This window comes from Streptomyces sp. NPDC048018, from assembly GCF_043202995.1.
In the GTDB taxonomy this organism is placed as follows: Bacteria; Actinomycetota; Actinomycetes; order Streptomycetales; family Streptomycetaceae; genus Streptomyces.
The window spans coordinates 306509-322694 of the sequence record NZ_JBIDBK010000007.1; the positions used below are offsets into that span (position 1 = coordinate 306509).

General features: G+C 68.9%; 12 protein-coding genes. 8 read left to right on the top strand and 4 right to left on the bottom strand.

Annotated elements, in window-relative coordinates; all coding sequences use genetic code 11:
- Positions 1–114: 114 nt before the first annotated feature.
- On the bottom strand, positions 115–615 hold the full coding sequence (locus tag ACGF1Z_RS27315; RefSeq protein WP_393008388.1) for an ATP-binding protein: 501 nt from the start codon (positions 613–615) through the stop codon (positions 115–117).
- 506 nt (positions 616–1121) lie between these two features.
- On the opposite strand from ACGF1Z_RS27315, the gene ACGF1Z_RS27320 reads away from it, so the two are divergent.
- Complete coding sequence (locus ACGF1Z_RS27320; protein ID WP_393008390.1) at positions 1122–2306, top strand: XRE family transcriptional regulator; 1185 nt, start codon at positions 1122–1124, stop codon at positions 2304–2306.
- 33 nt (positions 2307–2339) lie between these two features.
- Positions 2340–3242, top strand: a complete 903-nt coding sequence (locus ACGF1Z_RS27325) for a phosphotransferase family protein (RefSeq protein WP_393008392.1) — start codon at positions 2340–2342, stop codon at positions 3240–3242.
- A 118-nt stretch (positions 3243–3360) separates the two neighbouring features.
- Here the strand turns inward: ACGF1Z_RS27325 and ACGF1Z_RS27330 are convergent, their stop codons facing one another.
- Positions 3361–4479, bottom strand: coding sequence for a hypothetical protein (locus ACGF1Z_RS27330; protein ID WP_393008394.1), 1119 nt, complete (start codon positions 4477–4479; stop codon positions 3361–3363).
- A 321-nt stretch (positions 4480–4800) separates the two neighbouring features.
- Between ACGF1Z_RS27330 and ACGF1Z_RS27335 the strand changes: the two genes are divergently transcribed.
- From ACGF1Z_RS27335 to ACGF1Z_RS27345, 3 genes are all read left to right on the top strand, one after another.
- Positions 4801–4986 carry a hypothetical protein gene (locus ACGF1Z_RS27335; RefSeq protein ID WP_393008396.1) on the top strand — a complete coding sequence of 62 codons (186 nt, stop codon included), beginning with the start codon at positions 4801–4803 and terminating at the stop codon, positions 4984–4986.
- 944 nt (positions 4987–5930) lie between these two features.
- Positions 5931–6140, top strand: a complete 210-nt coding sequence (locus ACGF1Z_RS27340) for a helix-turn-helix domain-containing protein (protein WP_393008398.1) — start codon at positions 5931–5933, stop codon at positions 6138–6140.
- A 312-nt stretch (positions 6141–6452) separates the two neighbouring features.
- Positions 6453–7301, top strand: coding sequence for a tyrosine-type recombinase/integrase (locus ACGF1Z_RS27345; protein WP_393008400.1), 849 nt, complete (start codon positions 6453–6455; stop codon positions 7299–7301).
- Between the two features lie 515 nt (positions 7302–7816).
- On the opposite strand, the gene ACGF1Z_RS27350 is transcribed toward ACGF1Z_RS27345, so the two are convergent.
- Positions 7817–8269, bottom strand: a complete 453-nt coding sequence (locus ACGF1Z_RS27350; RefSeq protein ID WP_393008402.1) for a hypothetical protein — start codon at positions 8267–8269, stop codon at positions 7817–7819.
- Between the two features lie 24 nt (positions 8270–8293).
- Entirely contained in the window at positions 8294–8503 is a 210-nt protein-coding gene (locus ACGF1Z_RS27355; protein ID WP_393008492.1) for a restriction endonuclease fold toxin-2 domain-containing protein, read from the bottom strand.
- Between the two features lie 474 nt (positions 8504–8977).
- On the opposite strand from ACGF1Z_RS27355, the gene ACGF1Z_RS27360 reads away from it, so the two are divergent.
- From ACGF1Z_RS27360 to ACGF1Z_RS27370, 3 genes are all read left to right on the top strand, one after another.
- Positions 8978–10564: a sigma-70 family RNA polymerase sigma factor gene (locus ACGF1Z_RS27360; RefSeq protein ID WP_393008404.1), complete on the top strand. Its 1587-nt coding sequence runs from the start codon at positions 8978–8980 to the stop codon at positions 10562–10564.
- Positions 10565–10968: 404 nt separating this feature from the next.
- Positions 10969–13329, top strand: a complete 2361-nt coding sequence (locus ACGF1Z_RS27365) for a non-reducing end alpha-L-arabinofuranosidase family hydrolase (RefSeq protein ID WP_393008406.1) — start codon at positions 10969–10971, stop codon at positions 13327–13329.
- Positions 13330–13368: 39 nt separating this feature from the next.
- Positions 13369–15996 (top strand): RICIN domain-containing protein, encoded by a 2628-nt coding sequence (locus ACGF1Z_RS27370; RefSeq protein ID WP_393008408.1) that lies wholly within the window; start codon positions 13369–13371, stop codon positions 15994–15996.
- Positions 15997–16186: the final 190 nt, after the last annotated feature.

A 16186-nucleotide genomic window follows, 5' to 3' on the forward strand; every position in this document is an offset into this window, starting at 1 on the left:
GCAGAGGCGGTCCGGCTGTGGCCAGGGGTTCGACGTCAGTCGAATTTGGGGGTATCGCTCGTCATGACCCGCGCGAGGTCCCCAGCCGTTTGAAGGGGGCGTCGGCCCACGCGTTCAGCACGCCTGCTCCTGGCGGTGAGTTGCAAGCCGAGCCCAGGTGGTGCGGTTCTCGTTACAGCTGCCCCATTCGCGGGCCAGCCGCGTCACCAGGAGAGCTCCGCGGGCTACCGTGTCCGTGCCCCCGACGGCCTTCCCCTGGGCCGGCTGCGAGTTCCCATCGGTGACCTCGATCAGCAGCTCGTTTCCGGTGTCCTCGATACGCAGCCCGACAGCCTCGTGGGTATCGACGCCCCCGTGCAGGATCGTGTTCGTCACCAGCTCGGACACGATGAGGACCGCGTCGTCCGCCACCCTCGCGGGGACACCGCCCCACCGCTCCAACGCGCTCGCCGCCACCCGTCGAGACGTTTTGACGTGCTTCGGTTCGCTGGGTAGGAACACCTCGACGGTGTTCCCGAGCGGTGCAGCGGCCGACGCGAAGCGTCCGGGGCTCCGGGGGAAGTGCTCCTGTGCCATGGGGAACTCCTTGGCGTACGAGGCAACGGCATCGATCATCGTGAGCAGACTCGATAGGACGCGGAGGTACTGCGGCACTCACTGGTCCAGACGGCGGGCGCCTCGACCAGCGAGCGGCGTGTGTCTCGGGGTTGACCCGAGGGAGGAAAGAGTTGCCCTCGTGTCCCCGAGGCGGCAACCGTGACGGTTCACGTAAACGTGGTGGGTCTGCGTGACGTTTCACGTATTTCCGGGGCCGCGCTCGACGGTGTCACGCGTTCTTGACACCCAACTGAATGCATGTCGCTACGCTGGTGGGCGAGTTGAAGGGAGCCGATCTCATGCGACGTGGTCCAGCACCTCATGGCCCCTCCTGCGCAAAGCGGTTACGCGAGACCGGTACCAAACGCGGACAAAATACGGGCGAGATCGCCCGCGCGATTCAGGCGCACTGCTCCGTTTCCCACCTCCGCGCACAACGTCTCGCCAAGGGATTGACCCTCTCTGAAGCGGCAGACCAGATTCGTCGGCTCGTCTCCGGCGTGGACAACGCTCCCCGAGTCACGGTGGAACAGCTGCGACTGTGGGAGACCGGACGGCATCGGCCGATTGACTCCACCGTGCTCGTCCTCGCCGCCTTCTACGACTGCTCGCCAGGAGACCTGGGCCTGGACGCGCCCGAGGTGGTCGCAGCGGTCTCTCTGCGGGCAGAGCCCCGGCATGGCCCCCCGACCGCGGACTTCCTGGCGCCCGCCATCGGCGAGCGGGTTCCCACGGCCGCCGAGCACCTCGGGTACCGGGTCGACGCCGCGCGACGTGCGATCGATCGCACCCTCGCCTCCGCCACGGTGAACTCCAGCCAGCTGGACCACATCGACGAGATGGTTCTCTGGGCCAGCCAGGAGTACATCCACACACCGCCGACGCAGATGCTCGGCCATCTCCTGGACCTTCTGGGAGAGGTCGAGGGGCTGGCCGCATCCCGACAGCCGGCCGCCGTCCAGGTCCGGCTCTCCGAGCTGACGGCGATGCTCTCGACTCTCACGGCCGACGCCCTCATGAAGCTCGGCGACCTCCCGCGATCGCGATCCTGGTACGCCACCGCTCGCACCGCCGCGGACGACAGCGGGAACGCGGAGCTTCGAGCTCGCGTCCGGGCCCAGGCTGCGATGCTCCCCTTCTACTACGGTCCGATCACCCACGCGGTGAACTTGTGCCGGGAGGCCAGGTCCATCAGCAGCAGATTCCGAACCAGCGCCACGCACGCCTTCGCGGCGGCAGCAGAGGCTCGGGCGCTGGCGAAGCTGGGTGCCACGGCCGAGGCCGAAGCTGCTTTGCGCTACGCGACGAAGGCGTTTGAACAGTTCGGCGGGGACTCGGCGAACGACGCGTTCGCCTTCCCGGTGCGCCGCTACCTGCTCTACAAGAGCGGGACTCTGACGGCTCTCGGCCATACGCGCGAGGCACGCCAAGTACAGGAGGAGGCGCTCACCCTCTACCAGGACAAGACAGGAATCGACCCGGCGCTTCTCCGTCTCGAAGCCGCGATCTGCTACGCACGGGAACGAAGCCCGGACGAAGCGTGCCAGCTGGCCGGCGTCACCTTCCTACGGATGGACCCCGCCCACCGCACACCCATCGTTGAGGAGCGGGCCCGCGAGGTCGTGGAGGTCCTCCCGCCGGCGATACGGACTGGCCGGGCGGCACGCGAGCTCCTTGAGATCATCGAACTGCCGCCGGCCCGGATGTGACAGGACGGGCACTTGTCGGTAAGCCTGTGCGACATGACAATCACGCCGGCCCCCGGTGGGTTCGACGAGTTCGAGATGTACCAGGTACTAGAGCGGGCCTGTACGAAGGCTGGCCTCGACAGCCGTGATGCGCGCCTCCTGCGGGGCCACACCAATGCGGTTCTCCTCTTGGAGAAGGAGCAGGTGGTGGCCAAGGTTGCCCGGAAGGGAACCGACGTCGAAAGCGTCGCGCGCACAGTCACGTTCGTACGCTGGCTTCTCGACGCTGGCTTCCCCACCGTCCCTCTTCACCCTTGTGATCAGCCGTTGATCGTTGATGGGCACGCGGTCACTCTATGGACCTACTTGCCTCAGCCCGACCACCCGGTGGCGGCCGGGCAACTGGCTGGGCCCCTCAAGGCGCTCCACTCGCTGCCCTCACCCCCGATCGCCCTTGCCGAGCACGACAACATCCGTGCGATCCGTCGCTCATTGGCCGCGATCACGTGCCTTCCTGCCGTAGCCCTCGGATTCTTGGAGGAGGAGGCGGACCGGCTGGAAGAGGCACTGCGGGACGTCCGGTTCTCCCTCGCACCAGGACTGATACAGGGTGACCCTCAGCACCGAAACGCGCTGCACACCACCGACGGGTCAGCGGTGCTGTGCGACTGGGACACGGTCGCCCAGGGGCAGCCGGAATGGGACCTCGTCACGGTTGAGGTTCACTGCCGGCGGTTCGGCTATGGCCAGGCGCACTACCAAGCGTTCGCCGACACCTACGGGTGGGACGTCACGAGAGACATCGACTACCCGGTCTTGCGTGACATTCGTGAACTGCGCATGATCACCACTAATGCGCGGAAGGTCCGGCATGCCCCTGAGTCTCTGAGCGAGATCCAGCGGCGGGTCGAAGGGCTCCGAAAGCGGGACAAGCAGCTCACCTGGAACATTCTCTGACGAGGGAACCTGCTCCCTGCCTGGAGCCAGCACCGTACGAGGGATATGGCCTAACGGTTGTGCCCTTCAACGCCCCGGTTCGGTATTTGGCCAAGCGTCGAGCTGCAGGTCAACCCCGCTACCGCGCTGCTGCGTCCTGGAGCGCTGCCAGCCACTGGGCCATGAGGTCCTCTGCCGAGTCCAGTTCTCCAGGGCGGCGGAAGACGCTGGCCATGTGCTCCGTCATGACGTCGTTGAGCTGCTCGGCGAGATGGTCGAAGGAGGGGTCCAAGCAGAAGCTGAGCACGCTGGCCGCCTCGACTTTGTCGAAACTTCGGGTTGCCGCGATTGTGGCTTCGCCCAGGCCCAGCTCGTCGATTTTGGCGCGGATGGCTTGCTGGCCGGGGGTGTCCGGGAGCAGCAGACCGTGCATCAGGTACACGCTGCCGCAGAAGGCCAGGACGCGGGCGGCTTCCCGTGCGTGAGCGAGCCTCTCAGGGGTGACGGTTCGGGCTTCAGCCACAACGTCACGCTGCCGTGCCACGCGTAGCACCTGCTCCAGGGTTCCGTCTCGCTCAGCCTGCTCGAATGCTGCGGCCATGGTCGCGCCGTCCACTCCTGGCAGCATCAGCCCGGAGACGGTCATCGCCTGCGCGACGCTCTCCCCGCTCACTTCCCCCTGTGGCAGTCCGAGTACCGCGATGAGGTTGACCATGCTGCGCTGTCCACCGCGTGGTGGCGGCTGGATGTCCTGGCTGCTGTCGAGAAGTGCTTCCCGCATGCGGCCCGGATGGCCGAACGGGCCCGGCGAGCGGGCCAGGTACTTCTCCGCATCGGCGTAGAGGGCATCCGTTTCGGTGTCGTTGCGCGCCCGACGGGCCTGCTCGATCAGGCGCTGGACAGGACTGCGGCGCAGGGCCCACACGAGGGCGTCGCGAACAGGTTCGAAGGGAGGCTCCGGGACGGGCTGGCGGGAGTGCGCTCCTGGTGTACCGGCTCGCATGTACCAAGCCAGGACTGCGGCACGCAGGTCCTTGCCCTGCCCGCTGCACCGCGCCAGGACATCGGCGATCTCCACGGTCCGGGGGTCCAGAACGGATGTCGAGCCGCGGCCTCTGCCCAGTGCCTTACGGGCGTGCCGCGGCAGGAGGCCAGCTCGCCGCCAGCGTTCCAACTGCGCCGCTGATACGGCCAGGTCGCGGTCGTGGAGGAGCCTGAGCAGCTCCTGGTCCGCAGGTGAGGTGTCGTCGCGGGTCACGTCCGCACCTTAGAACCCTGCGAAGTGTCGTGGAGAGGGAAATTCGCCGTCTGGCTCAATGGGGCGCGGGGCGCAAGCAGGCGACTCCATGGACGTCTTGCGGTCCGTGCGGGGTTACTCGACTGAGGGCACAGTCGCTGTGGCAGAGAGGAAGAACTTACCGACATGCTGAACGATGTGATCACTGGCTCGATCGCGGAGCTTCTGGGGGGCTGCGCAGTGGTCGTGACTGTCGCCCTCGTCGCAAGGGCCCGCGGCCGTCGCAGTGCCCGGCGCGGCACCGCACCGGGCGGAGACGGGGCTGCAGCACGACCGGCCCGCATGTACACCCTGATCGGTACACGGGCTCCGGACGGCCTCGTGGTCCAGCTCGCCAGCAGCCGGCCTGCCGGCGCGGTCATCACCTGGCAGGAGCTGGCCACCGACCGCCGCCAGCGGTTCGAGCTGACGGACGTGGTCCTCTCCGACGGCACGTACGCGGCGGAGCCCCTCGACTGGTACCGCTGAGCATTCTGGGACCCGTCGCCTGCCCCGGGGCTCTGCGCACGGGAACACCGGGGAAGCTTGCGGCGGCGGGTTCGTAGGGCGTGGTCATCTGCCCGGCCGTGCAAAGCCCAGGCAGGCCGCCCAGCTCCGTCCCGACGTGTGTGATCGGTGCCGTGGCAGCCCGTGCACTTTGAAAAGGGCGCCACTTCGTGGTCGCCATTTCGACGCCGAATTCCTTGGAGCGGGCGCGCGGTGCCGTCGCGGGGCAAGGTCAGGATCGGCATCGCTCACGGCAGACACAAACAACCGGACTGGGAGTGGAAGCCTGCGTGGAAGCATGTCAACCTACACCCGTCCCGCCAGCAGTTGCGGATCTTGGGAGGTCCTCTGTCTTCAAGGATTTCATTGTCCGTCCGAGTTTCATGCCCCTCCTGTTCGCGCTCGGAGCAATGCACGCCGTCTTGGCCCAGACGTGTAACGATTTAGGGGGCGTATCGAGCGTGTGTGCTGCTGGGCTGTTCGGAGATGATCCTCTGCAACATGATTACCGTCGGGACCGCGTTGTCCTCTCCTACGTGGCCAGGCATCCCGGGGTCGTGGCTCGGCAGGTTGCTCGCGGTATCGGACATCCCGAACGCACCACATCGCGAAGCCTCGCTCGACTGACGGGGGACGGTCTTCTCGCTTGCGTTGTCGACCACGAAACGACAGGTGAACGGGCATACGCGCTCACACGCTGACGAGGCCGGCCGTGACGAGAGACGGCAGCAGCAGCGCGAAGCGGAGCGCAACATAGCCCATGAACGCCGGTTAGCCTAACCGGCGATTCTGGCGACCATGGATATCGGTCGCACCGGCTACTTGGCGGTGGATGGTGCTGGCCGTCCCGTCTGTTCCTGTGAGCTCCGTTGGCACTCCGGCGAGCATGCTCACGGGACTTGTCGTGTTAGGCGAAAGGTCGAAACGTGTGCGAGCCCCTACTCTCCGTTCCCCGTGTTGCTGAAATGCTCGACATCAGCCGCAGGTCCGTTTACCGGTACATCGAGTTGGGGGAATTGTCGGTTGTCGACCTCCGCACGGGCCATGGGCGCTCGCGAGTGCGGATACCTAGCGGCGATGTGCATGCATTCGTGGGCCGGCGCACATCGACGGCCTCGTGCAGGCGCTCGGGGTAGTCCACTTCCTCCTTGCTGTTTGTATGCATTGCGTCGCAGAGAGAATTAATGCCCTACCTTCGTAAGCTCCCCTCCGGTAAGTGGCAGGTCACTGTCAGGAACCGAGCCGGTGAGCGGTACAGCGAAACCTTTCCCTTGCGGTCTCAGGCCCGAGCTTGGGGCCTGGACGAAGAAGCAAAACTCAGTAGGTCGGCGTATCGTGATCCCCTTGCCGGAAAGATCAAATTCAGCGCTTGGCACGATCGATGGTGGGAAGCCCGCGTTGTTGAGCCGCACACTCGCCGAGGTGACGCGTCATCCATCCGAAATCACGTGATTCCCCACTGGGCCGACTGGGAGTTGCGTGACATCGCACGGCTCGACGTTCAGTCCTGGGTGCGCAGGATGACGGTGGCCGGCACCGGTGCATCGGCAATCCGCAGGGCCTACAACCTGATGTCGTCCATCGTGAAGGCGGCGGTCGAGGAGGACCTGATATCGGTCACCCCCTGCCGTGGAATCGACCTTCCTCCGGAGGCGGTCAAACCACCCCAATGGTTTACGGTGCCCCAGGCGCAGGCGATCATCGCCAAGCTGGACCAGCCCTGGCAGACCATGGTCTTGCTGGCCTTCTATACCGGGCTGAGGTGGGGTGAGCTCGCAGGGCTGCACGGCCATCGCATCGACTGGCGCCGTGGTCGGCTATTCGTGGTGGAGGTCAACACGAAGTCGGGGATCAAGGAGTACCCGAAGAGCTCCAGGAGCCGCCGGGAGGTCCCAATCCCCGATCACGTGCTGGAAGCGTTGGCGCTCCACATGCACGGCCGAGAAAGAGATGGTGTCGTCTTCACCACCGTCACGAAGGGGCGGGCCGGACGGCTGCTCGACGATGGCAACTGGCGGAAGTACGTCTGGTGGCCGGCGGTCGAGGAGGCGAAGTTCCATGACCTCGGGGAGCTGCGCCCGGTGCCGCATTACCCGCCGCACTCCACCCGCCACACGTGCGCTTCGTGGCTGGTCCAAAACGGGGTCTCGCTGTACGAGGTGCAGCACCTCCTTGGTCACGAGAGCTACCAGACGACACAGCGGTATGCCCACCTCGCCCCAGATGCCCATCAGGCGGTGCTGGGCGGCTGGACACGCCTTGAGTCCCAGCTGATTATCCCGGCCTTGGCTGCATGAGGGTTGCCAGCTAGATGACTGTGCGTAGGCTGTCCCGCAGTGTTGACTGGCTGTACGCCCCACTCAGCGTCGGAAGGCGCACGCTCAGATCGTGCGCCTTCCGACGCTGTCGCGCTTTCCGGTAGCGTCAGCTCAGGCGCTTAGCCCGAGGGGCGTGGCGGTGCAGGGATTCTTGGGCCTTGACGCACGTGTTCGTCGATCCCTCCGGGTGTGACGCACGTTTGACGCACGGAGCCTCGTGCGTCAGAGGGAAGTGGCCTCTGACCTGCACCTTCTTCGCTGGCGGGGCACCTCTACATGTTCCCGATGACGCACCACGTGGAGTGCGTGGCGATCCTGGAGCCGGTGAAGAAGGACGCCTGACCTGGGGTTTTGCGGGTGCGCGGTGTGGGCGGTGTGGGCGATATCTTGACGCTGGGACGACGCTCGCGACGCTCCTTCTGATGGGGCGTCAAGCTCGGGATCAGCCAGGCCCGACGAACACCGGGCACTGCCCTACCCACCGGTGGGGTGAGTCAGGCCCCTTCCACGACCGAGAGGTGGTGGCGGAGTTCGTCGGCCACTCTTGCCCTGTCGCCGTCGACGGGGAGGCGCCAGTCCGTCTCGATGCCCCGTTCCACGGCCGGCCCGCTGCTGAAGCGGACGAGGTCGGGGGCGGGCAGGTAGGTGTCGCGCAGCCAAAGCAGGAAGGGGGCCGCCTCGGTGGCCGTGGTGTCGGACAGCATCACGCAGTCCCGCCCGTGGACGGTGGCGGTGCCGTCGTACCCGGTGCCGTCGTCGGTGCCGGCCCAGAAGGAGAGGTACGGCTCGCCCTGGTGCGTGCGGTCCTGGCGGACCTTATAGCGAACCTTGGGGAACGATTCCCGCAGGGCTTCGCCGAGGCCGGCCAGGTCGAGGCCCCAGGCGTGCGGTTCCCGCTCCGGGGCGTAGAACAAGAACGTGGTCCGGCCGTCGTCATCGTGCGTCATGGGGTGCGTCCTTCCTGGGGTGGGTCACTTCACGTACCGGGCGGTTCCGGGAAGCTGCTGGAGGGCCATGAGCGTCTGCGAGTACGCCGCGGCTTCCTTGTCGTTGGTGACGATCTCCAGACCCCGGATCTGCTGGTGCTCGTTCATCGCCTGCCGGTAGTAGTCGTCGGCGTCCTGTACGTACTTGGAGTCGACCATCATTCCCTCCGCCGGACGCATGCCGTCCGCGCCGATGGCGGGCTTCTCGTAGTCCCACCACCCGTGAACGCGGCACCCTCGGCCTGAACCCCCTGTGGAAGCAACTGCGCGACGCCCCGCCCCCCTTCCCGCCCGCCAGCGAGGGCTACGACAAGGGCCCGATCATGACCGGTCTCGGCCCGCTGCATCCCGCCCGGGCCGGATCGACAGGAGCCTGAGACACCCAGCGGCCCCGTGGTCGCGACCTACAGCCTCGCGCCTGAGGCCCCTCTCCGTAGCGGGCGCCGGGTCTCCGCTGCCGAGCCCTCTCGGAGCCGCCGTTCAGACACCGCTCCAGCGGCCGGCAGCTACTCACGAAACGCGGCCGCCTCCTGCGCCGGGGCCGCCCCACGGCCTTCCCCGTCGGCACGGGCCAAGCCGTCCGCCCGGGGCGCAGGCTTTGGTTGTATGCCTTCGTCGCGGCTAGGGTGTGCCGCCTACTCGGCGGATCGCTCCCTGGGGAAGGTGGGAATGGGTCTCATCGATGCAGACCACGTGGGGCTGGTCGTCGCGGCGCGGGCCGGTGACGACCGGGCGCGCGAGGAGCTGATCGCCGCGTACCTGCCGTTGGTCTACAACATCGTCGGGCGAGCGCTGAGCGGACATGCCGACGTCGACGACGTCGTCCAGGAGACCCTGCTGCGCGTGGTGCGTGACCTCCCCGCCCTGCGTGCCCCGGAGAGTTTCCGGTCCTGGCTGGTGTCGATCACGCTCCGTCAGATCAACACCCACTGGCACCGGCAGCACGCCCTCGCCGACCGGACCACGGTCCTCGACGAGGCACACCGGATACCGGACGCCGGCGCCGAGCCCGTGGACGTGACGATCCTGCGGCTGCACGTGTCGGACGAGCGGCGCCGGGTCGTCGAGGCCGGCCGATGGCTCGACCCGGACCACCGGCTGCTGCTGTCCCTGTGGTGGCAGGAATGCGCCGGCCTGCTCAGCCGGGAGGACATGGCCGCCGCGACGGGTCTCACGGTCGCGCACGTCGGAGTGCGCCTGCAGCGCATGCGCGAGCAGCTGGAGCTGTGCCGGACGATCGTCGCCGCGCTGGAGGCCGACCCGCGCTGTCCGCAGCTGGCCGGGACCGTCGTCGGCTGGGACGGTGACCGTGCGTCGGTGTGGCGCAAGCGGATCGCGCGGCACACGCGTGACTGCCCGGCCTGCACGGGGACGGCGACGGAACGGGTTCCGGCCGAACTGCTGCCCCTCAGCCTCACGACGCTGGCCGTCCCGGCCGCACTGATCGCCGCGCTGGCCGCCAAGGGCGTGCTGTCGGGTACGGCAGCGAGTGCCGCCGGGCTGGTCGCGGCCCCCGTCGCCGCCGGCACGGCGACGGCGACGGGGGGAGGCGGTCTGCACGGCGCTCTGATCGGCAAACTCCAGACGGTGACCGCTCATCCGCTGGTGAGCCTCGCGACCGGCGCGGTGCTCATCGCCGGGACCGCCACCTACGCGACCTGGCCCGAACCGGCGCCCCGGGTGCCCGGCGCCACCGCCGCTCCCACGGTCGGCACTCCCACGCCCCTTCCCTCGCGCAGCACCACGTCGGCCGGACCGGCCCCGGCGGATCCGGCCCCGGTGAGCCCGCCGTCGGTCGGCCCGTCCGCCGTCGCGGGCACCGTCCCGCTGGGCGCACGGTCGCTGGAGTCCGCGGACAGTCCCGGCCTGTTCGTCACGTACACGGGCGACTTCGCTGCGCTCGGCGGCGTCGCCGGGTCCAGCAGCGCGCAGGCACGCCAGCGGGTCACCTTCACGGTCGTCGGGGGACTGGCCGACCCGCGGTGCGTCACCTTCCGCGCCGCGGACGGCCGTTATCTTCGCCACCACTACCTGCGGCTGCGGCTGAGCACCGACGACGGCAGCGCCCTGTTCCGTGAAGACGCCACCTTCTGCCCCCGTCCCGGGGCGGTCGCCGGGTCCGTGACCCTGCACGCGCACAACTATCCGGGATCGGTGCTCCGCCACCGCGACGGCGGTATCTGGCTCGACGGCTCCGACGGCACGCGGGCCTTCGCCGGCCAGGCCTCCTTCATCGTGCGCAGCCCCGGAGCCTGAGCGGCGCTCCTCGGGCGCCCCCGACCGAGCCGCGCAGTCACCGCCGTTGTTCCTCCCGCCTGATCCCCAGGGTTCCTGCCCCACGCCGTGACCGGCGTCCGCCGAAGTCCGGTGCGGCGCCCCTCTTCCCTGGGCGCGACCAGGCCAGGGCGTCCGGCATAACACTTTCTCCCTGCGAGATGCGTCACCGGGCAATCCTGCGGGCGGCGCGACTTTTCCGTTACGAGACCGCACGCTCGCAAGCCTCCACTTCAGGGGGGTCCTTCCCGCGGCACGTCATGACGTGCCGTCGGGGCAGGGACCCGACTTCCCCACTGACGTATCCCCCTGAAGAAAGCACCTCACATGACGCGACACACCCACGAACCCAGCGCGACCGGAACGCAGCACCCGCGAGGTGAATCATGAAGGGCCTGCACCGGCTCCGCCGGCGTCGCCGGACATGGGCGACAGGGCTGTCGGCCACGGCGCTGGTGGCCGGCGTCGTGACGCTCCTCCCGAGCTCCGCCGGGGCCGCGGGTCTGGGCACCCAGGCCGCCCCCTCGGGCCGGTACTTCGGCACGGCCGTGGCCGCGGGCAGGCTCGGCGACTCCGCGTACACCGCGATCGCCGACCGGGAGTTCAGCATGATCACCCCGGAGAACGAGATGAAGTGGGACGCCGTCGAACCGTCCCGCGGCAACTTCAGCTTCGGCCCTGCGGACCGGATCGTCGATCGGGCCCTGGCGCGCGGCCAGCGCCTGCGCGGCCACACCACGGTCTGGCACTCGCAGCTCCCCTCCTGGGTCGGGGCCATCCACGACGCGAAGACGCTGCGCGACGTGATGAACCACCACATCACCACCGAGATCAGCCACTACCAGGGCAGGATCTACGCCTGGGACGTGGTCAACGAGGCGTTCGCCGACGGCGGCACCGGCCGGCTCCGCGACTCGGTCTTCCAGAAGGTGCTGGGCGACGGCTTCATCGAGGAGGCGTTCCGCACCGCCCGCGCCGCCGATCCCTCGGCCAAGCTCTGCTACAACGACTACAACATCGAGAACTGGTCGGACGCCAAGACCCAGGGCGTCTACCGCATGGTCAAGGACTTCAGGTCCCGCGGCGTGCCGATCGACTGCGTCGGGTTCCAGAGCCACTTCGGGGCGGGCGGCCCGCCGGCGAGCTTCAGGACCACCTTGGCCGGCTTCGCCGCCCTGGGCGTCGACGTCCAGATCACCGAACTGGACATCGCCCAGGCCTCGCCCGCCCACTACGCGAACACGGTCAGCACCTGCCTGTCCGTGCCCCGGTGCACCGGCATCACGGTCTGGGGCGTCCGTGACAGCGACTCCTGGCGCAGCGGCGAGAGCCCGCTGCTGTTCGACAGCGGTGGCACGCCCAAGCCCGCGTACACCGCCGTCATGAGCGCTCTCCGTTCCGGCTCCGGTACCACCCCGGGCAGGCCGACCGACGGTACGGGGGAGATCAAGGGCGTGGCCTCCGGCCGCTGTCTCGGCGTCCCCGGCTCCACCACCAACGGCACCCGGGCCCGACTGTGGGACTGCAGCGGACAGACCGACCAGCGCTGGACCCACACCGCCGCCAAGCAGCTGAAGGTGCACGGCGACAAGTGTCTGGACGCCCGGGGCAAGGGCACCACCAACGGCACCCCGGTGGTCATCTGGGACTGCAACGGCGGCGCCAACCAGCAGTGGAAGATCAACACCGACGGCTCGATCACCGGCGTCCAGTCCGGGCTGTGCCTCGACGCCGTCGGCGCCGCCACCGCGAACGGCACCACGATCCAGCTGTACTCCTGTGCGTCCGCCGGCAACCAGAAGTGGACCGGCCCCTCCCTGACGGGCGGCGGAACGTGCGCCCTTCCGCCGACGTACCGGTGGAGTTCGACGGGTCCCCTCGCGCAGCCGTCGAACGGGTGGGTCGCGGTGAAGGACTTCACCCACGTGATGCTGGGCGGCAAGCACCTCGTCTACGCGTCGAGCGCGTCGGGAACCTCGTACGGCTCGATGGCGTTCAGCCCCTTCACGAACTGGCCGGACATGGCCTCGGCCGGCCAGATCCGGATGGGCCGGAACGCGGTGGCGCCGACCCTATTCTACTTCGCGCCCAAGAAGATCTGGGTGCTCGCGTACCAGTGGGGTGCCTCGCCCTTCAGCTACCGCACGTCGAGCGACCCCGCCAACCCCGACAGCTGGTCCGCGCCGCAGCCGCTGTTCACCGGCAGCATCCCCCGCACCGAATCCGGCACCGGCCCGATCGACCAGACCCTGATCGCCGACGAGAAGAACATGTACCTGTTCTTCGCCGGTGACAACGGCAAGATCTACCGGGCGAGCATGCCGATCGGGAACTTCCCGGGCACCTTCGGCTCCTCGTACACGACGGTCATGAGCGACACGGCGAAGAACCTCTTCGAGGCGCCGCAGGTCTACAAGGTCCAGGGCCAGAACCAGTACCTCATGATCGTCGAGGCCCGGGGTGCGAACGAGCGTCGCTACTTCCGCTCGTTCACGGCCTCCGCCCTGAACGGTGCGTGGACCCCGCAGGCCGCCGGCGAGAACAACCCCTTCGCGGGCAAGGCCAACAGCGGCGCCACCTGGACCGACGACATCAGCCACGGTGACCTGATCCGCACCAACCCCGACCAGACCATGACCATCGACCCCTGCAACCTGCAGTTCCTGTACCAGGGCAAGCCCCCCACCGCGAGCGGACCCTACGACCAACTGCCGTACCGGCCGGGCGTCCTCACCCTGCAGCGCTGACCTGCCCGATCCACGGTTGCACAAGGAGAAACACCCCCCATGAACAACCCCACCAACGCCGGACGCCGCGGACGTCACCGCCGTCGCAGGACCGCCACCGCTCTGCTGCTCGGTGTGCCCGCCACCGTCGTGCCGTACCTCCTGTTCGTGCAGGACGACTCGCAGGCCGCGACGGTCGACGACAGCGCCTCCTACAAGCTGGTCTCGGTACGCAGCGGCAAGGTGCTGGACGTCAACGCCTTCTCCACCGCGGACGGCACCCGTATCCAGCAGTGGACCGATCAGAACACGGCCAACCAGCAGTGGAGGCTGCGCTCCACCGGCGACGGCTACTACGAGCTGGTGAACCGCAACAGCGGCAAAGTGCTCGGCATAGCGGGCGATTCGACCGCGCGGGCGGCTGCCGCCGAGCAGCAGACCGACAGCTCCTCCGCCTCCCAGGAGTGGCGGATCGACGAGGTGAGCGGTTCCGGCGCCGTCACCCTCACCTCCCGCAGGAGCGGCCAGGTCCTGGACGTCTCCGGAGGCTCCACGGCAGACGGCGCGGCGGTCATCCAGTACGGCGGCCATGGCAGCACCAACCAGCAGTGGAAGCTGGTGAGGACGGCCGAGGCCCCGGCCACCGGGACCGGACCGTACGCGTGGAAGAACGCCCAGGTGGTGGGCGGGGGTTACGTCACCGGGCTGGTGTTCAACCCCCGGGAGAAGGGGCTGCTGTACGCGCGTACCGACATGGGCGGCGCCTACCGCTGGGACGCCGCGGCCGAGCAGTGGATCCCGCTGACCGACTGGCTCGGCGAGCAGGACTGGAACCTGCTGGGCATCGACGCGCTGGCCACCGACCCCGTCGACGCCGACCGGCTCTACCTCGCGACCGGCACCTACACCAACGACTGGGCCGGCAACGGCGCGATCCTGCGCTCCACCGACCGTGGTCGCACCTTCCAGCGCACCGCTCTGCCGTTCAAACTGGGCGGCAACGAGGACGGTCGCGGGGCCGGTGAGCGGTTGGTGATCGACCCTTCGGACCACCGCACCCTGCTCCTGGGCACCCGTAAGAACGGCCTGTGGCGCAGCACGGACAGCGGTGCGACGTGGCGGCAGGTCTCCTCGTTCCCCGTCAAGGACGGGGCGGGCAGCGGCGGCGGCGTCTCCTTCGTGACGTACGGCCCGGCAGGCAGCGGCACGGTCTACGTCGGCGTCGCCGACAGGTCCGTCTCCCTGTACCGCTCCACCGACGGCGGCACCACCTGGCAGGCCGTCCCCGGCCGGCCCACGGGCCAGTTGCCGCAGCACGGCGTGCTCTCCGGTGACGGCTCGCTCTACCTGACGTACACCAATGCCCTCGGCCCCAACGGCGTGACGGGGGGCTCGGTGTGGAAGTACACGCCGAGCGGCGGGGCTTGGAAGAACGTGTCCCCCTCCCAGGGCGGCTACGGCTTCTCCGGACTGGCCGTCGACCCGCGCAAGCCGTCCACGGTGATGGTCACGACCCTCGACCGCTGGTGGCCCGAGGACGAGATCTACCGCACCACCGACGGCGGCACGACCTGGAAGGCACTGGCGGACACGTCGGTGCGGGACGCCTCGGGTGCTCCGTACGCCGGCACCCACACCGGTCACTGGATGACCGCCCTGGCCATCGACCCCTTCGACTCCGGGCACGTGCTGTACGGCACCGGCAACGGCATCTGGCGCAGCAAGGACGCCGACGCCACCGACAGCGGCGGCACCAGCCACTGGACCGCGGGGGCGCGGGGCCTCGAGGAGACCGCGCTGATGGACGCGATCGCCCCGCCCGGCGGCGCCGCCGTCGTCACCGCCATGGGTGACCAGGGCGGTTTCCGCCACGACGACCTGAACAAGGTCCCGGCCGGGCGGCTGAGCAATCCGGTGATGACCAACAGCACGGACATCGACTTCGCCCAGTCCACGCCCTCGATGATGGTCCGCGTCGGCCACGGCGGCGCGCAGGACGGCGCCTACTCCACCGACGGCGGCATCAGCTGGAACGGCTTCGGGGCCGAGCCGGTGGCCGGTGCCCAGGACGGCCGCGTCGCGCTCGCGGCCGACGGCTCGACCATCGTCTGGACCCAGGCCGGCCAGGCCCCGTACCGGTCGACCGACAAGGGGGCGAGCTGGTCGAGGGTCGGCGGACTGGGCGCCGGCGCCGTCGTCATCGCCGACCGCTCCTCGGCCCGGACCTTCTACTCGCTGAACGGCGGCACGCTCCACGCCAGCACCGACGGCGGAGCGACCTTCACCACCCGGGCCACCGGCCTTCCCGCCGATGGCCGGCTCACGGCCGTCCCCGGCATCGCGGGGGACCTGTGGATCGCCGGCGGCGGTCGGGGGCTGCAGCACTCCACCGACGGCGGCCGCACCTTCACCGTGCTCACCACGGTGACGTCCGCATCCGCCCTCGGCTTCGGCAAGGCCGCACCCGGCGCCTCCTACCAGGCCCTGTACCTGATCGGCACGGTCAAGGACGTCACCGGCGTCTTCCGCTCCACCGACCGGGGCGCCACCTGGCTCCGCGTCAACGACGACGCCCACCAGTGGGGCGCCATCGGTGGCGTCGGCGTCGTCACCGGCGACCCGGACGCCTACGGCCGCGTCTACATCGGCACCAACGGCCGCGGCCTCCTGTACGGCGACCCCTCCTGACCCGACACCGGGCGCTCGCGCGTCCGACGTCTGAGCCGAGGCGCGATCACCGACGGGCAGCCGCCCTCCTGGCCGAGGGGACATCTCGGCCGGAGGGCGGCTTTCCGCTGCGGAGCGGCGACCCGGTCCTTCGCGGGCGTGACCCGCGGGGAGGGCAGGCGCCGCGGCATGCGCACCGCCGTGACGTGCT